The following is a 22,214-nucleotide window of genomic DNA, read 5'->3' as shown; positions in this document are numbered from 1 at the left end:
TAAAAAAACAAGCCTTTCAACAAACAAGATTTAACATTTTGTTATCATTTACACACTAGCCTTAGCATCAGAAAATGCTAGCAAGCTAACCGTATACTGTCGTGTATAAGCGATGACTCAATTAAAATAACTGGAAATAATGCGTTGATATTCTCCCGATAGTTTAATCTGCTGTAGCGCTTGATTGAGTTGATTTAGTAATTTTGAATTGCGCTTATTAACCGCAATCGCATAACCATCACCAAAATACTGAGGGTCTATTAACGTATCGCCAACAATTGTAAACCCTTTGTTTTCAGACTTGCCCAACCACACCTTTGCCACAGCATCATCCACTAAGACCAAGTCAATATTTCCATTAACTAAATCAGAAAATGCCATGGAGTAGCTGTGATAAGGCACCACTAGCGCACTTTCCATCTTAGGTTTATCTAATAAATAGCGTAGTTGCACACTGCCATTTTGAACGCCGATGGATTGGTCTGAGAGATTGTGATACGAAGAATATCGCCCCGCTTTAGCGATAAACACGGCTCCACTTTCATAATACAGCTCACTAAAGGCCACCTGTTGACGGCGTTCAGGGGTTGGATTCAAGGCTGCAATCACTGCATCATAATTATTAAACTGCAAACCTGGCAGCAAGCTATCAAAACTTTTGTGCAAAAACGCACATTCAACCTTCATTTGCCGACACAAGGCATTGGCAATATCAATGTCTAAACCTTGAAACTGACCTGCTTGGTCAATGTATTCAAAAGGAGGATAGCTAGCATCTGTCGCGATCCTCAACGTCCCTGCCGCCAAGGAATGAAAGCTAAGCAAAAGCAACCCAATCAGTTTCCACATAAAACACCCAAAGCCAAAGCGTGATAAAAATAAGCAAAAAACAGTTTAGCTAATTTTAGATTGTTTTTATTACGAGATGTTAAGCGTTAAGATTTTTTTCACTGTGCGTTGACCTTAGACACAATAAGCACTATTTACTGAGTCTTAACGGATTATTTAGTGATACTGCTCGCTTTTAACTTTAGGCAGTGATTGAATCGCTTGCTAGATATTGACTTTTTATGCAATATTGCAGCATATAACTGACTGAATATGTATTTAAAATGAAAAATAGCGACAAACAAGACCGTCTGATTGAAGCATTCAAATCGTTACTTAAAGAAGAAACATTTGGCTCACAAGGAGAGATAGTTAATGCCTTACAAGCACAAGGCTTTGACAATATAAACCAATCCAAAGTTTCACGCATGCTAAATCGCTTTGGTGCAGTGCGCACCCGTAATGCCAAATCAGAAATGGTGTATTGTCTACCTGCAGAGCTAGGGGTTCCCGCAACCAGCAGTCCGCTCAAGAACTTGGTCAGTGATATCGACTTTAACGACGCGCTCGTTGTTATTCGTACTAGCCCTGGCGCCGCTCAACTGATTGCGCGTTTGTTGGATTCACTGAGTAAGGCTGATGGTATTTTGGGAACGATCGCTGGAGATGACACCATTTTTATCACCCCAACCAACACCAAAGAAATCCACAAAACCGTGATGACGGTTAAGAGCTTGTTCGATATGCGCTAGCCTTAACGCTAGCCAAGTCGTTATATCAAATATTAGCCTTGTTGCAGAGGCTAAATCATCACCAACCCACTAAGTTGTAAATCTAAATCAAGCGGAAATCTTATCAAAGATAATTAACTCGTGGGGCTGCACCGTAACATCTACCTTTTGCTGCACGCACATAGGTTGTGCGATTTGGCACTCAAGTTGCTGCCCTTGTTGGTTTACCACCACTTTAGAGCTAGCGCCCAAAAACTGAACTTCCTGAACGATACCACTGCCTTCTGGGTTTAAGGCTAAACTCAACTGTTGAGGGCGTAATAAAATCTCACAATCACTGCCTAAATTTTTATGATGAGCAACCGTGCCACAAATACGGCCCAGTGACGTAGTAACATGGCGCTCATCGAGCACCTTGGCTTCTAAATAGTTGCCCCCGCCAAGAAAGTTAGCAACAAAGCGAGTGGCGGGTCGTAAGTAAAGCTCATCAGGAGTCCCGACTTGAATGATCCGACCTTGATCTAATACTGCCAACTTATCGGCAAAAGCAAATGCTTCTTCCTTGGAATGAGTCACAAACACAGCACTGATCCCCGCTTGCTTTAAGATGCGTTTGATCTCAGCAATCAGTTCCAATCTCACCTGACTGTCAATATTCGAAAAAGGCTCATCCAGCAACATAATATCTGGCTGGTATGCCAACGCTCTGGCAATGGCAACACGCTGCTGCTGGCCACCCGATAATTGATGCGGATAACGCTCAGCAAAATCTGACAATTTGACCAAGGCCAACACTTGGTTTGCTCGTTGCTGTTGCTCGGCTTTGCTTAGGTGATCGATACCAAACACCACATTTTCCATCACCGTCATATGAGGAAATAAAGCATAGTCTTGGAAAATCATCCCCACCTTACGTTGTTCGGCGGGTAGATGAAGGTTTTCACCATTAACTTGACGACCATTGATCGTGATATCACCCGATTTTAATGGCAATAAACCGGCAATGGCTTTTAACAAGGTGGTTTTACCGCAGCCGCTTGAGCCCAATAAGCACAGGATTTCATTGCTTTCAAGGGTCACGCTCATATCAGATAGGATCTCGACCCCATTGTAGCTGCAATGAACCTGAGCAATCTCTAATGCTGACATAACTGATACCTTCCTTATCCCTTAATGTTGCTCAATCGAGCGACTTAAAACAATTAACGGAATTAATCCAACTAATACAATAACAATGGCGGGCAACGCACCATATTCAATCATTTCATCAGACACAAATTCAAAAACATAAGTCGCCAAGGTTTCAAAATTAAATGGCCGTAAGATCAAGGCTGCCGGTAACTCTTTCATTGATTCAATAAAGACTAATAACAAGGCCGTAAAACAGCCCTTACTGATCAGTGGAATATGTATCTTACGCACCATCTTCACACTGCTCTTGCCTAAGGTTTTCGAAACCATATCGAGCGATGGCGGAATTTTATTCAGGCTGCCTTCAACCGCACCCACCGCAATGGCACTAAAGCGAACTAAATAACCACAAATGAGCGCTAAGATTGAGCCACTGAAAAATAATCCAGGGCCTGTACCACCAAAATAATCAAAGACATCATTTAAGCGATGATCTAACCAACCTAGTGGGATCAAAATACCGATAGCTAATACCGTCCCCGGAACGGCGTACCCCATAGAGCAAAGACGAGCAGGAATATCTGAACCTCGGCGCACATGTAAGCGACGAAACAAACCGACTAGAATAGCAATAGCACAGGCAATCACCGCCACAACCCCAGCCAGAATAAAAGTATCTAGGCTATAGCGCACAAACTGCTCTGTCCATGACTGCTCAAAATACGAATATGCATAATAGGTTAGCATCAGAAATGGCAATAAGAAGCCTAACCAAACTAACCCCCAACAAAAGCTACTGGCGAGCCATTTTTGCCAACAAGATAACTTGATTAAATGCTTGGTTTCTTGCCCCATGCTTTTTTGAAACACTTTTTGCTTACGCCGACTAAAGCGCTCTAAGGCAATAATTAAAACCACGGCCACTAACATCATGGATGAAATTTTCGCGGCAGCATTTAAATTGCCATAACCTAACCAAGTATCGTAAACCGCACGGGTTAAGGTATTAACCGCAAAAAAATCAACGGTCGCAAAATCAGCCAAGGTTTCCATGGCAATTAGTGATAAGCCGATAGCAATCGACGGACGAGCTAAGGGTAAACTGATACGCCAAAAAGCCTGAGACCGCGTTTTACCTAACAACTGCGCCGATTGCATTAAGGTATCAGACTGCTCTAAAAAAGAAGTTCTTGCCAGTAAGTACAGATAAGGAAACAGCACGCTAGCTAAAATAACAATGGCCCCACCCATGCTGCGGATGTTGGGAAACCAATAATCTTGCGCCGTTTGCCAACCAAATAAATCGCGCAGGGCAACTTGGATTGGGCCAGCAAAGTCGAGTAGCTCGGTATAAAGCGCCGCAACCACATAGCCTGGCATAGCAAGCGGTAGCATCAGTGCCCACTGTAAATACTTACGCCCAGGAATGTCACACATGGCCATCAGCCAAGCGGCGGGAATAGCCATAACCGAGCTGAGCAAGCCAACACCCAAGATCAACAAAACCGTGTTGAGAATATAATCCCACATCACGGTTTGCATCAGGTGCTGAAACAGCTCTTGTGCTGGCACTAGGCCTTGATAAATAATCGCTAAAACAGGAAAAACCAGTAGCAGGCTAATCGCCCAGCTACTGGTTATCCAAGATAATGATAATCTTGAGTACATCTATTTACTCAAGGGAATAGATCCCTTATAAATCAAATTTCACTTCGTCCAACAACTTAAGTGCTACTGCACGTTGTTTGGCTACTTCTGCTAATGAAACTGGATCTGACTTAAACTCACCCCAAGATGCGACTAGCTCAGAAAGTGCAACACCTGGTTTAACTGGGTATTCATAGTTAACTTCGGCGTACATTTTTTGTGCAACATCATCTGATAAGAATTCCATCAGCTTCACTGCATTGTCTTTATTTGGTGAATATTTTGTTAGAGATACACCACTGATGTTGACGTGAGTACCGCGGTTTTCTTGGTTAGGGAAGTTAATTTCTACAGCCGCTGCCCAAGAAGCTTGTTTTTCATCGTTCACCATTTTGCCTAGGTAGTAGTTGTTACCTAGAGAAACATCACAAAAACCTTCTTTGATGGCTTTTACTTGATCACGATCGTTACCTTGTGGCTTACGCGCTAGGTTAGCTTTTACGCCTTCTAACCACTTCTTGGTTTCTGCTTCACCGTGCGCAACGATCATCGATGAGATTAGTGCAACATTGTAAGGGTGCTTACCGCTGCGAGTACAAATCTTACCTTTGTATTTAGCATCAGCTAAATCTTCGTAGTTCAAAGTAGGCAATTTACCTAGACGATCTTTTGAAGAATAAACATTACGTACGCGTGTTGTCAGTGCAAACCATTGATCTGCAGGGTCACGATACTGGGCAGGAATATTACCTTCTAGCGTTTCACTTTGCACGGGTTGCACTAGATCTTTTTCAACAAGTTCAAGTGAACGGCTAATATCAACGGTTAACACCAAATCAGCAGGGCTTAATTTACCTTCGCGCTCAAGACGCTCAGCCAGACCTTTTTCAGCAAATACGATATTCACTTTAATGCCTGTCTGCTCAGTAAACTTTTCCATGATAGGTTCAATCAAGAATGACTGACGGTAAGAATATACGTTTACTTCTTCTGAAGCAGCCAATGCCGATGGTGCAGTAAATGCACTGGCTAACAGACTAGCGGCAATAAATAAGCCTTTTTTCACTTTAAACTCCTTTAGGTGTAATGATAACGATTACTATCTCGTTTATTATATCCATTTTTTTATCCTTGTCATCAGAAACAAGATAATAATCATTCCTATTCAGGAATAATTGAGTATTAAGCTTAGGCCAAAAACAAAAAAGCCCCAAACAAATTGGGGCAAACGTAGACAACGTGTTAAAAAAAAGAGGAGACATTATTAATCAATGTCTCCTCAAGGGTTTAACGGCTTGGACGTACCGTTACAAATTCAGGATAAGCATCAACACCACAATCGTGAATGTCCATACCACTTAACTCTTCTTCTTCGCCAACACGGATGCCCATGGTTTGCTTCAAAATCGCCCAGACAATGAATGACGCGATAAATACAAAGCCAAAGATAACCGCAGCACCGTATAGCTGTGCACCGAAAGTGGCATCTGCATTTGAGAACGGCACGACCATTAGACCAAACAGACCACACACACCGTGTACCGAAATCGCACCTACAGGATCATCGATTTTAACTTTATCGAACGCTACGATACTGAATACCACTAGACCGCCCGCTAAAACACCGATTAGTGCAGCAAATAATGGGCTTGGAGATAATGGATCAGCCGTGATAGCAACGAGACCAGCAAGCGCACCGTTAAGCATCATGGTTAAGTCTGCTTTACCCCACTTGATTTTGGTCACAACCAAAGCAAAGATAGCGCCGGTAGCCGCAGCTGCGTTGGTGTTAACAAAAATCTGGCCCACTGCTGTTGCATTTTCTGCATCAGAAATAAGCAGTTGTGAACCACCGTTGAAGCCAAACCAGCCCATCCACAAGATAAAGGTACCTAAGGTTGCAAGCGGCATGTTCGAGCCTGGGATAGGATGCACTTCACCGTTTTTACCGTATTTACCCTTACGAGCACCGAGTAACAATACCGCAGCCAATGCCGCAGCAGCACCCGCCATGTGAACAATACCTGAGCCTGCAAAGTCAGAGAAACCTGCAGCAGATAGGAAACCGCCGCCCCAAGTCCAGTAACCTTCAATCGGGTAAATTAAGCCCGTTAATACCACACTAAAGGCAAGGAAAGCCCAAAGCTTCATACGCTCAGCAACAGCGCCAGAAACAATAGACATGGCCGTTGCGACAAATACAACTTGGAAGAAGAAGTCCGACTCAAGCGAGTGATCGGCACCGTCTGCTTGGCTTCCAATGAGTGCGCCAAAGCTAGGTAAAAATCCACCTTCCGCATTATCAACGTACATGATGTTGTAACCCACCAACAAGTACATGGTACAAGCTATCGCATAGAGGGCGACGTTTTTGGTTAGAATCTCGGTGGTATTTTTTGAGCGTACTAAGCCAGCTTCTAACATGGCGAAACCTGCCGCCATCCACATAACTAATACACCTGACATTAAGAAATAAAATGTATCTAGCGCGAAGCGCAATTCAATCACAGTGTTTTCCATGATCCTATCTCCCTTACAGTGCTTCGTTGTCTAGCTCACCGGTACGAATACGCACCACTTGAGAGAGCTCATAAACAAAAATTTTGCCGTCACCAATCTTGCCTGTATAAGCAGCACCGGTGATAGCCTCAATTAAACGGTCAACATTGTCATCGCTAGTCGCAATATCAATTTTTACCTTAGGTAAAAAATCAACATTGTATTCCGCCCCTCTGTAGAGCTCGGTATGACCTTTTTGACGGCCAAACCCTCTCACTTCTGTCACTGTTAGGCCTTCTACCCCAACTTCAGCGACCGCTTCGCGTACATCATCCAACTTAAATGGTTTGATAATCGCACTAATCATTTTCATATTGTTCTCCCTAAGCATCATTTTTAATTCTTGTTACTTATACTTATTACAAGTCATGTGCCAACTTTTAAAATCATTAATATTCAATAGCTTATTGTTTTTATTATTTTAAGGATGACTTTTGTGCACCAGAACAATGCAACATGTCATTAACAATGCTCATTGACGGGGCAAAGGGTTCATTAATAAAGCAAGCGTGTTTTCAACCCTACCTATCCCTTCGGCGATAAATAACGTTACACTGTGGAGGACAAAGCAAGAGAACATACAGTGGATCACATCATCATTTCACAGCGGGTAATAATTCCGATTAAGGAAATTGAATTTACTCATATCCGAGCGCAGGGTGCGGGCGGGCAGCACATCAATAAGGTCAGTAGCGCAATCCAACTGCGCTTTAACTTTCTAATGTCGCCTTCGCTGCCTGATACCTATAAGGAAGGATTAAGTGCCATGAGCGATCAGCGCATCAGCAAAAATGGCGATATCATCATTAAGGCGCAAACATCTCGCAGCCAAGACACTAATAAACAAGAAGCCCTTGAGCGGTTAGTTAAATTAATCCAGCAAGCTAATGTAGTGCAAAAACGGCGTATTGCGACCAAACCAAGTCGAGCCGCAAAGGCAAGACGCCTTAATGCCAAAACGGTAAAAGGAAATGTAAAAAAAATGCGCGCTAAAGTGAGCTATTAATGAAATAAAAAAATGGCTTCACTGAATCAAAGATCTTCGCAAATAAACTGTTGGTAAGAACGCAGCATTTGCTCAAAGTCTTCTAGCCCAGCTAAGGCTAAACTCTCTTCATCGTAATACTGAAGATCTTCGGGTAATTCACTTTGCTCGGAAAGTAGAATGTTGGCAATCACTTTTGCCTCATCCTGATTAAGAAACAGCGAGAACTCACTGCCTAATAATTCAAACTGCTCCAGCGCTTGTTGCTGGAGCAGTTGAATTTGTTCTAATAAGCGCGCTATGCCTGCAAGATCGGTTTTTAGCTCTTGCTCCAACCAAGTTCCCATTGCCTCATGGCCCATGGAAAATTGGCACCTTATTGTTTTATATAGCACGTCACGCTTAAATTCAAACTCCAAAATCGAACCTCTTATTGTCAGTCTTGCCCGATTGAGGATTTTACCTTAGAGCTTGAACTTAGCACTCAACTTTTTGCAATCGTTAAACTTGCAACTGGTAAACCAGAAAGTCTCATCCTAAGTCAGCTCTGGTGTTATTTATTTTAAACTTTTGTTTAAACTGTCTAATTATCAGCGCTTTTAGTTTGCCGCTGTTTTTAATGCTGCTGCTTTGCTTAATACTTCTGTTGGTACTAATTCGTATGCAGCTTGTGGTTTAAGTACCACAGCAGACTTACTTGCCACCATTAGCATTTGCTTCAAACGGCTGTCTTCAAGCGGCTTAAGCAGCAAACCTTGAATATCAAGTAAGCTGTTAATGCCTAATAGCTCACGTTGCACATCAAAATGCGTGACTAATACGCGAATATCCGCAACCGCTGAGGTCTCACCCATACGAATACGTTTTACTAAATCAATACCGTCGGTATCGTTGAGTAGCGCATCGATAACAAGTAAATCAAAATCTTGCAATGCGAATGCTTGCTCAGCAGCTTGTACCGTGGCAACACTTTCAACGTAAGCAACGTTTAGGTTTTCTAACTGCGCAACCAAGGCTTCACGATCAGCGTTGTTACCTTCAACAACCAGTACTTTCATATTAGTTGTTGCGGCTTCAGGTTTGTGAACGAGAGGTGATGGTTGACCCACTTCAGCCCCTTCTAAACGTGCAATATAGCCACGCTTTGGAATGGTAGAAATGTTTAAGCCATGAATGCTTAAGTTACCAATGCTTTTACGCAACTGCGAAATGTGTTGGTTGATGGTATGGTCAGTAACCAAACGACCCCAAACATGCTGCGCTAAATCTTCACGCGTAACAACCGTATTCAGGTTTTTACATAGGAAGTGTAAAAGGGAAGTACGTAAAGGACCTAGGTACACTTTACGGTTACTGTGGATCAAGCTGTTTTGGCTTGTATCTATGTGGTATTCACCCACAACAAGGCTTTTCTCTAGCATAATGACACCCATATATAATTAAAAAAATAAAAATGTGACTGACAACATAGTTTTATCAAGACTTTGTAAAAAAATCCAGCCGCGCATGCAAATTAATTGACTTAAATTTAATCAAATCCCTACATTCTAACTAATTTGTATCGCTATATTTTAATTTCCCAATAAAAAACCCTCCTGAGAGGGTTTTTTTTGGTGTTTTTTACTTTTTAAGCGGTTTAAACGGCTTGTGTAAAAATTACCTTCTCAGCCTTTTTAGTATAACTTGGAAGCTGATCAAAGTTTAGATATCTATACGTATCTGCCGCAGTAGCATCCAATTGTTTGGCGTATGTCATATATTCATCAACTGTTGGTAGCTTACCGAGAATCGCTGCAACCGCTGCAAGCTCCGCCGAGCTTAGGTAAACATTGGCACCGGTTCCCAAACGGTTCGGGAAGTTACGTGTTGATGTAGACACAACAGTAGAATTATCTGCTACGCGTGCTTGGTTACCCATACATAATGAACAACCTGGCATCTCGGTACGTGCACCGACTTTACCAAAGATACTGTAGTAGCCTTCTTCGGTTAGCTGAGCTTCGTCCATCTTAGTCGGTGGAGCAACCCATAAACGCGTTGGTAATTGGCCACTGTATTGATTTAGTAATTTACCCGCGGCACGGAAGTGACCTATGTTGGTCATACAAGAGCCGATAAATACTTCGTCAATGCTTTCACCCGCTAATTCGCTTAGTAGCTTCACATCATCAGGATCGTTTGGACACGCTAAGATAGGCTCTTTCACGTCATTCATATCGATCTCGATAACCGCAGCATATTCTGCGTCTGCATCGGCTTCCATTAGCTCAGGGTTCGCAATCCATTCTTGCATTGCAGTAATACGACGCTCGATAGTGCGCACGTCACCGTAACCTTCAGCTAGCATCCACTTCAGCATCACGATGTTAGAGTTTAAGTACTCAATGATCGGCGCTTCGTTTAGCTTGATAGTACAACCTGCCGCACTACGCTCAGCTGATGCATCCGATAATTCAAATGCTTGCTCAACTTTTAGATCAGGTAGACCTTCAATTTCAAGGATACGGCCAGAGAAGATATTCACTTTACCTTTCTTCGCAACCGTTAATAGGCCTTGTTTAATCGCGTAATAAGGAATTGCGTTCACAAGGTCACGTAACGTCACACCCGGTTGCATTTCACCTTTGAAACGAACCAATACCGATTCAGGCATATCCAATGGCATCACACCGGTCGCCGCAGCAAATGCCACTAGACCAGAGCCCGCAGGGAAAGAGATACCTAGAGGGAAACGCGTATGGGAGTCACCACCCGTACCCACGGTATCAGGCAGTAGCATACGGTTTAACCAAGAGTGGATAACACCGTCACCTGGACGCAGTGATACACCACCGCGGTTCATGATGAAATCAGGTAGGGTGTGATGAGTGTTAACATCGATTGGTTTAGGGTATGCCGCCGTGTGACAGAAAGACTGCATGGTTAAGTCTGCAGAGAAACCTAAACAAGCTAAGTCTTTTAATTCATCACGCGTCATTGGGCCAGTGGTATCTTGCGAACCAACCGTAGTCATTTTCGGTTCACAGTATTGGCCAGGGCGAACACCCGCTACATTACATGCTTTACCCACCATCTTCTGCGCTAAGGTGAAACCTTTGTCAGAAGCTGCTACATCTTCAGGTAGCTTAAATACGTCAATTGGGCCTAAACCTAATGATTGACGAGCACGATCGGTCAAACCACGACCAATGATCAAAGGAATACGACCACCAGCACGTACTTCATCAAGAATCACGTTGGTTTTCAGTTCAAATGTTGTGATTTCTTCGCCAGTCGTCGCGTTTTTCACGATACCTTGATGCGGGTAAATTTCAATCACATCACCCATGTTTAGGTTGCTAACGTCCATTTCGATCGGTAGCGCGCCAGAATCTTCCATGGTATTGAAGAAGATAGGTGCGATTTTACCGCCGATACAAACACCGCCCGCACGCTTATTTGGTACGTTAGGAATATCATCGCCCATAAACCATAGCACTGAGTTAGTTGCTGATTTACGAGAAGAACCGGTTCCAACAACATCACCCACGTAAGCTAGTGGATGACCTTTAGCTTTTAAGGCTTCGATTTGTTTAATTGGACCCACTTCACCTGCTTGATCAGGCTCAATGCCTTCACGCGCGTTTTTCAGCATAGCCAATGCGTGTAGTGGGATATCTGGGCGTGACCATGCATCTGGTGCAGGAGATAGGTCGTCGGTATTGGTTTCACCCGTTACTTTAAATACAGTAACAGTAATTTTTTCAGCTACTTCTGGCTTGCTTAAATACCATTCTGCATTTGCCCAAGACTCTAATACTTGTTGAGCAAAGGCATTGCCCGCCTTGGCTTTTTCTTCAACATCGTAGAAAGCATCGAACATTAATAGGGTATGCGATAACGCTTTAACCGCGATAGGCGCAAGGGCATCGTTATCCAGCTGTGAGATCAGTGGCTCAATATTGTAACCACCTTGCATGGTGCCCAGTAATTCAACGGCACGCTCTGCAGATAGGATCGGAGATTGAGCTTCACCTTTAGCTACCGCGGCAAGAAAGCCGGCTTTTACATAAGCCGCTTCATCCACGCCAGGAGGTATACGATCGGCAAGTAATTCTAGGATAAACTCTTCTTCGCCAGCAGGTGGCGTTTTGATTAGTTCGATTAGGGCAGCGGTTTGTTCAGCATCTAACGGCTTAGGAACCACTCCTTGGGCAGCACGCTCTGCGACGTGTTTACGATAAGCTTCAAGCACGACTCGTTCCTCTTATTAGTATGTCATCTATTATTGATGACTATTATCCTGTGAAGGGTACATTGCCGTCGTTGCAATAAATCCGCGCTGGTGGCGATATAAAAGCAAGAATGCAGGCAATATGACCATTTCGAAGCAGCGTGAGTATATAAGATCCAAGTAAAAATTAAAATTTAATACGTCAGTAAATTATTTCATTTATGTTATCAGCTTATTAAAATGCGAACTCCAACCCACTTAGGCTAGGCCCAATGAACTTTTTGCAATTAAACGATAATCAATTGATAAAACAAGCAAACTTGATTGATGGTCAATGGCTAACCAGTAACAATTCGATAACAGTTTACAACCCAGCCACGACGCAAGCGCTCGGTGAGATACCACTAATTGATGAGCAAAACGTAGAAAACACCATACATGCAGCCCTGAAAAGCTTTAATAGCTATTCAAAGTCAACAAGTTACGAAAAATCACTATGGCTACTAAAGTGGTATGACTTGGTCTTAGCCCATGCCGATGACCTAGCAAAGATACTCACCCAAGAGCAAGGCAAGCCGCTTGCCGAGGCCAAAGCTGAAATTCAATATGCGGCCTCTTTTATTCAATGGTTTGCAGAGCAAATCAAAAGCGACCATGGCTTGACCTTAGCAGAGCCCGTTGCTGGTAAATCCTTTGCCACACACAAACACCCGGTCGGGGTAGCCGCTCTCATTACCCCATGGAACTTTCCCGCGGCCATGATCACCCGTAAAGCCGCAGCGGCTCTTGCCGCAGGTTGCACCATTATCATTAAACCGAGCGAGCTGACGCCCTTTACAGCCATAGCCTTAGTAGAATTGGCGCAACGAGCTGGCTTTCCTGATGGCGCTATCAACCTGATCACCGGCGATGCGGCCATGATAGGCGATAAATTATGTCAGGACGTCAGAGTCAAAAAGCTTTCCTTTACCGGTTCAACCCGGGTTGGCCAGCAACTGTTTCAGCAAAGTGCGAACAATATCAAGCGCCTATCACTAGAGCTCGGCGGTAACGCGCCCTTTATCATATTTGATGATGCTAACCTAGACCAAGCTATCTCAGCGCTTATCCAAAGTAAGTTTCGCAATAATGGCCAAACCTGCGTTGCTGCCAATCGCATCTATGTCGATATCAAGTTGAAACAACAATTAGTACCGATGTTAATCGAGCGACTTAAGCAGCTAACCTGTGGTAATGGCCTAACAGAAGACGTCGACCTTGGCCCGATGATAAATAGTAGTGCAGTCAGTAAGGTGGCAACATTAGTTACCGACGCCTTGGCTAAAGGTGCGCAATGTGTGTATCAAGCGGATATCAAACACCTAGGCCCACACTACTATCCCGCCACCTTACTCACCGAAGTGAATATGCAAATGGCCATTGCCAATAGTGAAATTTTTGGTCCAGTGCTGGCTATCCAATGGTTCAGCCATGAAGCTGAGGTAATCAGCCTAGCCAATAACACAGATGCAGGGCTCGCCGCTTATTTTTTCAGTGACAACATACATCGCTGCCAGCGAGTGGCTAACGCATTAGATTTTGGCATGGTTGGGATCAACAGCGGTATGGTTTCACATGCCATCAGTCCCTTTGGCGGCATCAAATATTCCGGCATCGGCCGCGAAGGCGGCCATACTGGATTAGCCGAATATCAATACATTAAAGCGCACTGCTTCGGCCACTTAAGCTAGCACATGGCTTATCCCAAGCTCACGTTAGTTAAAGTTTTGAGCCAAAGAAGAAATAAACCGCACTGTGGCCACCTTCGGCAAGCCCTGTGGCTAAAGTAACAGGGCCAAAGCGGGTATCAACCGATAAGCCAAGACTGGCTGCACTTAGCATATTATCAAAACTAAAATCCTTACTATGTTGCCAAATATTGCCTTGCTCAATCGAGCCAGAAAGATAGATAGGCAATTTCAGCGCACCAAAATCGTTATCCAGCATGCGATAACGATAGACCATAGAGCCGAATAATTTCTGCGGGCCCGATAACTCATGACGTAACAAACCGGATAAGTTTTGATAGCCGCCCAACTCAGGCAGCAAGGTAGGCACCTTGGTATTTAATTCCGTCCCAGCATATTCGATATTGAACTCCAGCGCATGGCGTTCCCAACTTTGAACCTGTTGCCAAGCGATTTCACCACGCCAGCCTTCGTCGTCAAGCCCGTTATTGTATGCCGACACCCATTGTATTTGGCTATTAATGCGCGCCCCTCTGGTAGGAAAGAATGGGTTATCCAGTGAGTCAAAGCCAAAAAACACATAAGGGCTATTAAAATGAAAATTGGCATCCAGATTTGTGCCGACTAAATCAATATCTCCAGATTCCATCTGCCAACCTAATTCAACCACAGCCGGTGAGGCAAGGTTAATACCCAAGGCAGTATTGAAACCTAGAGTATTATAATTTGCTCGCCAATATCGCAGTACCCCATCACTACCAGAGTCTTCCAGAAAATAGTTGCGCTGATCTTTGATGTAGTAAACTTCCCCACCCCAGTAATATCGCTGCGTCACATCTAGTGGGTAGTAAAGCTCTGTACTTAATAGGGTATTTGTCCCGACAATAACTCGACTACGCCATTCGGCGCCATAACGCGATAAATCCGTTTGGGTGTATGAGATACCAAAGAAAATGTCCGTATTGTCACCGCTGGTCTCTTCAACCCCCATTAAAAAATCAAAATAACCCGGACCCCAAGGCTTCTCTTTTGCTTTAACACGTAGCACTTTTTCATCTGGTTTTAGGTCAAAACTGTAATCGACTCGTTCAAATATCCCTTCGGCATAAAGTGATTCAATATTTTGCTCCAACTTAGTATCGGTATAAGGTTGGCCTGCAACCACCTCAACCCTCGAGAGAATGGTTTCTTCGGCTAATTTTGCATCGGTTTCCACCTCCACGCGGTCAACAATAAACACCTCACCGGTGGGGATCTCGGCGCGTTTCGTCGATTTACTCAACAAATACTGCTGATATTCTTGTGCTGAAACAGACAATCCAGCCAGCTTATCTCTTTGGCGCTGCGCTGCCGCTTGACCCAATGGCAAGATTTCGGCCATGCGTTCAAATTCACCGGTGCCAAACTTATCAATGGCCGGTTGCAGCAAAATATCCTGCTCCGTCATTAAGTCTATTTGTTTTTGCGTACTCGACTGAGTCATAAAATTGCTCAGTTGATCCAGTACCATAAAATATGAATCGAGCTGCTCTTTCGGCATCAATGGCGAAGCGATATCTACCGCAATCACTATGTCTGCGCCCATCTCCTTGAGCACATCCACGGGCAAATTGTTCACTATGCCGCCGTCAGCTAAAAAACGACCATCAATTTCCATCGGCCTAAGCACGCCGGGCACAGACATACTGGCTTGCATGGCATTAGCCAAATTACCCGATTGCAATACATATGGCTGCATTAACGCTAAGTCCACCGCAACGGCGCGAAAAGGGATAGGTAATTGATCAAAGCTAGTCAAATTAGGCAGATTTAAGGTCGATTCACGCAACAATCGCGCCATGGTTTCGCCTTGGATCACGCCGTGAGGCAAAGCAATCTTTTTACCATCAAAACCAATGTCAGATTGCAATATAAATTGCTGTGCTTGCTGTTTTTTGCGATAACTCAGACTCTCACGCTTCACTTGGTCGGAAAACCCCCGATGCCAATCGGTGCCAAGCATGCGTTGCTCGATTTCAGCAGCAGACAAGCCAGAAGCATACATACCCGCCACATATGCCCCCATCGAGGTGCCAGCAATATAATCAACAGGGATGTTTAGCTCTTCCAATACTTTAAGTACACCAATATGGGCAGCCCCTTTGGCACCACCGCCACCTAATGCCAACCCTATCTTGGGGCGCTCTGCGGCCACACTCCACGCACTAGAAAATAACAATGATAAGCACAAAACCAAACGCAGCATGGAGCTCCCTAATACATTCGCCTTCACTAAAGTTCCGATTATACCTAGCCATAAAAAAATGGGTTAAACATTCAACACATAGTGCACGTTATTGTTTTGCCTTAAACACAATGCGTTTACCTTTACGTTGACGCTTACGTTGATAATTGCATTGCAAAATGCAGCTAAGTAAGAACTTGCTTATAAAATAAAAACACAACCCGCTGAATTTAAATGAAATAAAACCGGAACAATTCCTGCAACCCAACGAAAGTCATCACACTACAACTCAAATAAGCAGGTATCCAACATGGCCATATTAAATTTATCCAGCACCAAAACTTGGCTAAAAACCAGCCAAAGCCCCATGGCTCGCGGGTTGTTTCATTCCATCAAAGCCATCTTGCACTTTTCCTTACCCGCGCCCAAATGGCTATATCACCCCATTTTCTGGCTATATAAACTCACCACAAGCTTATTGTCATGGCTTAGCCACAGTTTGTTTTGGGTACCTATGTTTAAAAGTCAGTGTCAGCAGGCGGGTAAAGACCTTTATCTATACGGCGGTATGCCTTTTATTAGTGGTTCGCCTTGCATACGCCTTGGTAATCATGACCGGATCAGCGGTCACATTACGATTTCAGGGCGTAGCCAAGGCCGGCGACCTGAGCTGATTGTCGGTGACAATGTCGATATCGGCTGGATGACCACCTTAGCCGTTGGCAGCCAAATCATTTTAGAAGATAACGTGCGCATCGCAGGGCGCGCCTTTCTGGCCGGCTACCCAGGTCACCCCCTAGACAATGCTGAGCGCGCAGCGGGATTGCCCGATACAGCGGAACAAGTTGGCAAAATCCACATCAAAAATGGTGCTTGGCTCGCCACAGGAGTCAGTGTCATGGCCGGGGTAACCATAGGCGAAGGCAGCATTATCGCCGCGGGTAGCGTAGTCACGAAAGACATTCCAGATTTTGTGGTTGCAGCCGGCTCTCCCGCCAAGGTGGTAAAGCACTTGAAACCTAGCTTTGCCAATAGTCGTAAAGCCTAACCAAGCGAGGCAGCAACCATGACAAAGTCTTTATTGGTTTTTGGTGAAGATTGGGGCGGTCATCCCAGTAGCAGTCAACATTTAATTAAAGGGTTGATAGAGCAATACCACACGCCCGTTAATTGGGTTAATTCGATTGGCCTGCGTCAACCTCGCATTAGCCCTCGCGATATTAAGCGGGTGATGAACAAGTTGGTTTCACGCCGCGCCCAGCCCATTGCGCCATCGGTTGCCTTAAACCAGTCTTCGCCATTAAAGGTACTGCACCCCAAGGCTTGGCCTGCACCGCAACGAGGATGGGCAAGAGCCTTGGCAAGCCAAATGCTAGCCAAACAATTAAGGCCATATAGCAGTGATATCATTTACACGGCATTACCCACCGCCATCGACAGTATCCAGCGTTTACCTCATCAAGGTTTAGTGTATTACGCGGGGGATGATTTTGGCGCCTTGGCCGGTGTTGACCATCTAACGGTATTAGCACGAGAGCAAGCCCTGTTACAGCAAGCTGATTTAGTCATTGCAGCCAGTGACTCCTTAGCGGATTTACTCCAATCAAGAGCCCCGCAGCAACGCAATATTCGGGTATTACCCCACGGGGTTGACTTGGAATTGTTTCAAACAGCAACCGCCCCAGCGGATGATTTGCCTGCCAGTCACTTGATCGCAGGCTTCTACGGCAGCTTATCCAACTGGCTCAATCAATCCTTACTGGTGGAAGTAATGCAGGCGCTGCCTCACTGGCAATTTGTATTTATTGGCAATATAGAAACCAATATTGCCAAGTTACTCGCGCTACCCAATTTTATTCACCTTGCGGCGAAACCTCATGAACAACTGGCTCGCTACAGCCAACACTGGCAGGCCAGCTTATTGCCGTTTGTCGACAACGATCAAATTCGCGCATGCAACCCTTTGAAACTAAGAGAATACCTTGCAGCAGGCAGCCCAGTAGTCAGCACCTATTTTCCGGCACTAGACCCGTATCAACAGAGTGTAAATGTCGCTCAAACCAGCGACAACTTTATTCAACATTTACGCGCAATTGAGCAAAACCAGCCTAGAATTCAACAAGCAAGCCAGTTTGGTTTGCAACAAGTGCAACAGCAAAGCTGGCGACATCGGGTTGCGCAACTGGCCACTTGGTTGGAGTGTTTATGAGAGCGCAAGGAAAGAGTTTAAGCTATCGATTGTATTGCATCTTAGCGGGCGGATGGCGGCAACGTTACATCATAGTGATCCCGATCCTACTGATGCCCATCTTAGGGGCCATCATAGGGGTGATGACGCCTAAACAATACCAAGCTCATACCAGTATGTTGATCCAAGAAACCTCGAAAATGAACCCATTTCTCGAAGACTTTGCCGTTTCCGCCATGCTCAAAGAGCGTATGGCTGCACTGCAAACCTTATTGCACAGTCGCCATATTCTGAGCGAGGTCGCTCGAGAGCGAGGCTTAATCAACGAACGCAGCTCCGCCAGTGAACACGATATTGCAATAGCTAAGTTATCCAGCGCGCTGAACATGAGTATGGCCGGAAAAGATCTGATCCGAATTGATTTTAAAAGCAACCAGCCAGCCGGAATGAAAGAAACCTTAACCGTGGTCAGCGAACATTTTATCGAGCAGCTACTCGCCCCCGAACGTTCGTCGATGCGAGACTCCACCAAGTTTCTTGCCGATTTGCTGATTGAGCGCAAGGCAGATCTAGCTCAAGCCGAACAAGCCCTCGCCGAATATAAAAATATCAACGCCGCACAGCTGCCCGAATTACATGTCAGTAGCGTGGCTCGGCTATCGCAATTACAACAAACCTTAGCCGAAAAAGAGGCCGAGTTAGCCGGCGCTCGTAAAAGCTTAGGCAGCCTTGATGCCCAATTATCCAAAACCAATCCTGTGGTGGGACGCTTAGAAGAACAAATTGTAACCCTACAATCTGAGCTAGCGGTATTAAGGGCCAGATACACCGACAATCACAGCCAAGTGTTAGGTACCATGAGAAAAATCAATCGCCTTGAAGCCGAGCGCCAAAAGGCCCTGACCAATAACGATTCCGGCATGAATACAAGCCAGCTATGGGATATCGCTAGCACGGTCACGACTGACCAAAGCAACCACAACAGCCAACCCCTATTGATATCGCAGATGCAAAATCTTCAAACCGCCCGCAGCCAAGTAACTCGCTTAGAAGAAGAAACGGCCAGCCTGATTAGATTGATAGAGCCGTTGCAACAACAAGTGGCTCGCTATGGTGAACAAGAGCGCAGCTTGTCGCAATTAATTCGTGAAATTGATGTAAAGCGAGAGTTATATCATGAGCTTGCTCAGCGGTACGAAATGGCCAGAGTGACAGGATCTTTGGGCAACTATGAGCAAGAGAAAAGAATAAAAATTATTGATTTACCTTACACCCCAAGTAACCCAAGTAACCTTCCTTTGATTGTCTATGTCATTCTTGGCTTGATAGCGGGACTTGCCCTAGGTATTGGCTTAGCCACCTTAATCGAAGTGTCCGACGCGACCATTCGCCGCCAAGAGCAACTCATTTCACTCACTGGTAAGCCTGTGCTGGCGAGGATCCCACCATTGCAATAAGCCAAATTCTTGTTTAGCAAAACGCAATGCAGCTTGCTGTGACAGCCTAAGCAACAACTACTAACCTTTTAATAACAACAACTTAATATTGGCACAAAAAATGTACTTCTATTGTTATCATAAGTAGAGGACAGCAACCATGGCAATTTTAAATTCTATTCAAGTGGTGCAACATTTAAAGCCCGGTGGGATTGAAACCTTAGCGCTTGAGTTAGACAAGCTGAACACCAGCACAGGTAAGCGTTATATCCTCAGCCTCGAAGGTGTGCACCATGAAGCCCTAAGCGCTTGGCCGAGATTGCAACCCGTCGCCAATCGGCTGATCTTTATGAACAAAAAGCCAGGTTTGCGAATTGGTTTAATTTGGCAGTTGGCTCAATTGTTCCGCGAGCTCAATATCAATACCGTTCACAGTCATCATATCGGCCCACTACTATATGCTGGGGCAGCGGCTCGCCTTGCTGGCGTGTCACACTTGATCCATACCGAGCACGACGCTTGGTATCTAAGAGAAGTCAAAAACCGTCGCTTACAAAAACACCTTTGTAAGCTGTTGCAACCTAAGGTCATTGCCGACGCCAAACGCGTCGCTTTGGATTTCGCTAGCTATTTAAAATGCCCACCACCGCAAGTTATTTTAAACGGCATAGATAGCCAACGCTTTAAGCCAGGTAACCCAGTGTTGGCTCGCGCGAAGTTTAACTTACCCTACACCAAATGCATCATAGGTTGCAGCGGCCGCTTGGTGCCAGAGAAAGGCCACAAGTACTTAATTCAGGCGCTCCCCTTGTTGCCAAAACAAACACATTTAGTAATTGCCGGACACGGCTCTGAGTTTGTTTCCCTCAATGAATTAGTGACTAAACTGGGGCTATCTCAGCAGGTTACTTTCTTAGGTCGGGTTGATGACATGGTGAGCTTTTATCAAAGCTTAGACGTGTTTTGTCTACCGTCACTTAATGAAGGTATGCCACTGGCTCCACTTGAGGCACAAGCTTGCGGTGTGCCAGCCGTGGTCACCGCTACAGGGGCATCTCGCGAAGCGCTTTGCCCCATTAGCGGTCGTATCGTACAACGTGCCAACCCTCAAGCGCTTGCTGGTGCCTTGCTTGAGACCATGTTAAACGACACGCCAGCCAGTATTCCAAGACGCTTTGTCACCCAATTTGCAGATATTCGTCGCACCGTAGCGGCCTATCAAGCATTGACACAAACCTCTTGATCAGAAGGAAAATAATCATGCAGTCCAACCAATTAAGCCTTCAAAGGACAGATTGGCTCCAAGCCATCGAGGCCGACATCAACCTTGGCCCATTGGCATGGATAACGCTGATTTGTATTGGCCTAGTGATTTACCATCATTTGGCTTATCCCTTGGTTCTAAAATGGGTCGCAGGCTGTCAAGAGAAAACCAAGGTAGCCCCTGTGGCAATTGCGACTTGGCCAGAAATCACCATTTTGATGCCAGTATTTAATGAAGCGAAATACATAGAAAGCAAAATTTATAATCTTGGCACCTTAGATTACCCGCACGCCAAGCTGCGCATCATCATAGGATTTGATGGTTGCACCGATGACTCTGTTCAGCGGGCGCAGCTCGCCCTTTCGATGCCTGAAAATAGTCACTTAAATTGCCAATTAGTGATTAACCAACACAATCAGGGCAAGGTGGCCTTAATTAATCAATTAATGCAACTGATCACTGAGCAACAAGGCCCCTTGTCTGAGCAATGGGTCGCGTTAACCGATGCCTCAGCCTTGATCTCATTAGATGCCTTAACATTAGCGGCTCACCACATCGCACATCATTCACACCCCGGCGTCAGCAAGCAAAAGCCCATCGGAGTGATTTGCAGTCATTATCAAATGCTGCAGCCCGGCAGCGAAGGGGAAGCAACCTATTGGCGCTATCAAAGTAATATTAAGCGCCAAGAAGCGGCTTTTGGCGCCACCTTAGGCGCTCACGGCGCCCTGTATTTGTTTAGACGCGATTTATTCTCCCCATTAGCCAGCGACACCATTAATGATGATTTTATTTTACCCATGCAAATCGTCGCTCAAGGTTACCGCTGCCTTTATGAGCCTGAGATGAATGCGGTGGAGTTAGAGCAAGCAAGCCAACATATGGACAGCCAAAGACGCAAGCGTATTGCTGCTGGTAATACTCAACAACTCATGCGCCTACATTCAATTCTGTTGGGCAAAGCAGGCATAGGGGTCGCCTTTACGTTTATATCCGGCAAAGCACTGCGCGTGTTAATGCCATTTTTAATGCTGGCCAGCCTGCTGCTTAGCGCTTGGCTAAGCCCTCAATCCTGGGTATTTACCAGTTTATTGTTAATCCAACTGAGTCTGTATGCTCTAGCGCTGCTTGCTCCAATACTGGATCCGCGTTGCCCCAAACTAGTACGCACCATTAATTATCTCGTGTTAGGTCATTGCGCCAACCTCATCGGCAGCACTCGTTACTTATGCGGTTTACAGCCACACAAGTGGCAAAAAGTTGAAAAATAATTTCCTAGAT

General features: G+C 45.0%; 18 protein-coding genes. 8 read left to right on the top strand and 10 right to left on the bottom strand.

Annotation, left to right across the window (positions count from 1 at the left end):
- Positions 1-117: 117 nt before the first annotated feature.
- On the bottom strand, positions 118-849 hold the full coding sequence (locus ACK8OT_RS14125; protein ID WP_410197169.1) for a transporter substrate-binding domain-containing protein: 732 nt from the start codon (positions 847-849) through the stop codon (positions 118-120).
- 263 nt (positions 850-1,112) lie between these two features.
- On the opposite strand from ACK8OT_RS14125, the gene argR reads away from it, so the two are divergent.
- On the top strand, positions 1,113-1,580 hold the full coding sequence (argR, locus tag ACK8OT_RS14120; protein ID WP_410197168.1) for a transcriptional regulator ArgR: 468 nt from the start codon (positions 1,113-1,115) through the stop codon (positions 1,578-1,580).
- Positions 1,581-1,667: 87 nt separating this feature from the next.
- On the opposite strand, the gene ACK8OT_RS14115 is transcribed toward argR, so the two are convergent.
- The 5 genes from ACK8OT_RS14115 to glnK all read right to left on the bottom strand — a co-directional run bounded on the left by ACK8OT_RS14115 (position 1,668) and on the right by glnK (position 7,209).
- Entirely contained in the window at positions 1,668-2,708 is a 1,041-nt protein-coding gene (locus tag ACK8OT_RS14115; RefSeq protein ID WP_410197167.1) for an ABC transporter ATP-binding protein, read from the bottom strand.
- 21 nt (positions 2,709-2,729) lie between these two features.
- Entirely contained in the window at positions 2,730-4,358 is a 1,629-nt protein-coding gene (locus ACK8OT_RS14110; RefSeq protein ID WP_410197166.1) for an ABC transporter permease, read from the bottom strand.
- 25 nt (positions 4,359-4,383) lie between these two features.
- Positions 4,384-5,403: a Fe(3+) ABC transporter substrate-binding protein gene (locus ACK8OT_RS14105; RefSeq protein WP_410197165.1), complete on the bottom strand. Its 1,020-nt coding sequence runs from the start codon at positions 5,401-5,403 to the stop codon at positions 4,384-4,386.
- A 221-nt stretch (positions 5,404-5,624) separates the two neighbouring features.
- Positions 5,625-6,857: an ammonium transporter gene (locus ACK8OT_RS14100; protein ID WP_410197164.1), complete on the bottom strand. Its 1,233-nt coding sequence runs from the start codon at positions 6,855-6,857 to the stop codon at positions 5,625-5,627.
- 13 nt (positions 6,858-6,870) lie between these two features.
- Positions 6,871-7,209, bottom strand: coding sequence for a P-II family nitrogen regulator (gene glnK, locus ACK8OT_RS14095; protein ID WP_410197163.1), 339 nt, complete (start codon positions 7,207-7,209; stop codon positions 6,871-6,873).
- Between the two features lie 270 nt (positions 7,210-7,479).
- On the opposite strand from glnK, the gene arfB reads away from it, so the two are divergent.
- Entirely contained in the window at positions 7,480-7,902 is a 423-nt protein-coding gene (arfB, locus tag ACK8OT_RS14090) for an alternative ribosome rescue aminoacyl-tRNA hydrolase ArfB (RefSeq protein ID WP_486348279.1), read from the top strand.
- A 26-nt stretch (positions 7,903-7,928) separates the two neighbouring features.
- On the opposite strand, the gene ACK8OT_RS14085 is transcribed toward arfB, so the two are convergent.
- The 3 genes from ACK8OT_RS14085 to acnB form a co-directional block, all read right to left on the bottom strand.
- Positions 7,929-8,300 carry a YacL family protein gene (locus ACK8OT_RS14085; protein WP_410197162.1) on the bottom strand — a complete coding sequence of 124 codons (372 nt, stop codon included), beginning with the start codon at positions 8,298-8,300 and terminating at the stop codon, positions 7,929-7,931.
- Positions 8,301-8,480: 180 nt separating this feature from the next.
- Positions 8,481-9,302, bottom strand: a complete 822-nt coding sequence (locus ACK8OT_RS14080; protein ID WP_410197161.1) for a winged helix-turn-helix domain-containing protein — start codon at positions 9,300-9,302, stop codon at positions 8,481-8,483.
- A 215-nt stretch (positions 9,303-9,517) separates the two neighbouring features.
- Positions 9,518-12,115 (bottom strand): bifunctional aconitate hydratase 2/2-methylisocitrate dehydratase, encoded by a 2,598-nt coding sequence (gene acnB / locus ACK8OT_RS14075; protein ID WP_410197160.1) that lies wholly within the window; start codon positions 12,113-12,115, stop codon positions 9,518-9,520.
- A 251-nt stretch (positions 12,116-12,366) separates the two neighbouring features.
- On the opposite strand from acnB, the gene ACK8OT_RS14070 reads away from it, so the two are divergent.
- Positions 12,367-13,824 carry an NAD-dependent succinate-semialdehyde dehydrogenase gene (locus ACK8OT_RS14070; RefSeq protein ID WP_410197159.1) on the top strand — a complete coding sequence of 486 codons (1,458 nt, stop codon included), beginning with the start codon at positions 12,367-12,369 and terminating at the stop codon, positions 13,822-13,824.
- A gap of 28 nt (positions 13,825-13,852) precedes the next feature.
- Here ACK8OT_RS14070 and ACK8OT_RS14065 read toward each other — a convergent pair whose 3' ends face one another.
- Positions 13,853-16,066 carry a patatin-like phospholipase family protein gene (locus ACK8OT_RS14065; protein ID WP_410197158.1) on the bottom strand — a complete coding sequence of 738 codons (2,214 nt, stop codon included), beginning with the start codon at positions 16,064-16,066 and terminating at the stop codon, positions 13,853-13,855.
- A 289-nt stretch (positions 16,067-16,355) separates the two neighbouring features.
- Between ACK8OT_RS14065 and ACK8OT_RS14060 the strand changes: the two genes are divergently transcribed.
- The 5 genes from ACK8OT_RS14060 (at position 16,356) to ACK8OT_RS14040 (ending at position 22,204) form a co-directional block, all read left to right on the top strand.
- A complete protein-coding gene (locus ACK8OT_RS14060; RefSeq protein ID WP_410197157.1) occupies positions 16,356-17,093 on the top strand; it encodes an acyltransferase in 738 nt (245 codons plus the stop codon).
- 18 nt (positions 17,094-17,111) lie between these two features.
- Positions 17,112-18,254: a glycosyltransferase gene (locus tag ACK8OT_RS14055; protein WP_410197156.1), complete on the top strand. Its 1,143-nt coding sequence runs from the start codon at positions 17,112-17,114 to the stop codon at positions 18,252-18,254.
- Entirely contained in the window at positions 18,251-19,690 is a 1,440-nt protein-coding gene (locus ACK8OT_RS14050) for a GumC family protein (RefSeq protein WP_410197155.1), read from the top strand. Before ACK8OT_RS14055 ends, ACK8OT_RS14050 begins: the two co-directional genes overlap by 4 nt.
- Before the next feature lie 139 nt (positions 19,691-19,829).
- The gene (locus ACK8OT_RS14045) at positions 19,830-20,912 is read left to right on the top strand and encodes a glycosyltransferase (RefSeq protein WP_410197154.1); all 1,083 of its coding nucleotides are present in this window, start codon (positions 19,830-19,832) and stop codon (positions 20,910-20,912) included.
- Positions 20,913-20,929: 17 nt separating this feature from the next.
- Entirely contained in the window at positions 20,930-22,204 is a 1,275-nt protein-coding gene (locus ACK8OT_RS14040) for a glycosyltransferase family 2 protein (RefSeq protein ID WP_410197153.1), read from the top strand.
- The last annotated feature ends 10 nt before the right edge of the window (positions 22,205-22,214 follow it).

Source organism: Motilimonas thetidivivens (assembly GCF_046452435.1).
Classification (GTDB): domain Bacteria; phylum Pseudomonadota; class Gammaproteobacteria; order Enterobacterales; family CBDFNC01; genus Motilimonas.
The sequence above is the reverse complement of the archived record's forward strand: the minus strand, read 5'-3'. Positions and strand labels throughout refer to the sequence as shown.

Bases quoted from the DNA above. Each gene is read 5' to 3' on its own strand.
- ACK8OT_RS14125 (WP_410197169.1), bottom strand. From the start codon at position 849: ATGTGGAAACTGATTGGGTTGCTTTTGCTTAGCTTTCATTCCTTGGCG.
- argR (WP_410197168.1), top strand. From the start codon at position 1,113: ATGAAAAATAGCGACAAACAAGACCGTCTGATTGAAGCATTCAAATCG.
- ACK8OT_RS14115 (WP_410197167.1), bottom strand. From the start codon at position 2,708: ATGTCAGCATTAGAGATTGCTCAGGTTCATTGCAGCTACAATGGGGTC.
- ACK8OT_RS14110 (WP_410197166.1), bottom strand. From the start codon at position 4,358: ATGTACTCAAGATTATCATTATCTTGGATAACCAGTAGCTGGGCGATT.
- ACK8OT_RS14100 (WP_410197164.1), bottom strand. From the start codon at position 6,857: ATGGAAAACACTGTGATTGAATTGCGCTTCGCGCTAGATACATTTTAT.
- glnK (WP_410197163.1), bottom strand. From the start codon at position 7,209: ATGAAAATGATTAGTGCGATTATCAAACCATTTAAGTTGGATGATGTA.
- ACK8OT_RS14080 (WP_410197161.1), bottom strand. From the start codon at position 9,302: ATGCTAGAGAAAAGCCTTGTTGTGGGTGAATACCACATAGATACAAGC.
- ACK8OT_RS14070 (WP_410197159.1), top strand. From the start codon at position 12,367: ATGAACTTTTTGCAATTAAACGATAATCAATTGATAAAACAAGCAAAC.
- ACK8OT_RS14065 (WP_410197158.1), bottom strand. From the start codon at position 16,066: ATGCTGCGTTTGGTTTTGTGCTTATCATTGTTATTTTCTAGTGCGTGG.
- ACK8OT_RS14060 (WP_410197157.1), top strand. From the start codon at position 16,356: ATGGCCATATTAAATTTATCCAGCACCAAAACTTGGCTAAAAACCAGC.
- ACK8OT_RS14055 (WP_410197156.1), top strand. From the start codon at position 17,112: ATGACAAAGTCTTTATTGGTTTTTGGTGAAGATTGGGGCGGTCATCCC.
- ACK8OT_RS14050 (WP_410197155.1), top strand. From the start codon at position 18,251: ATGAGAGCGCAAGGAAAGAGTTTAAGCTATCGATTGTATTGCATCTTA.
- ACK8OT_RS14045 (WP_410197154.1), top strand. From the start codon at position 19,830: ATGGCAATTTTAAATTCTATTCAAGTGGTGCAACATTTAAAGCCCGGT.
- ACK8OT_RS14040 (WP_410197153.1), top strand. From the start codon at position 20,930: ATGCAGTCCAACCAATTAAGCCTTCAAAGGACAGATTGGCTCCAAGCC.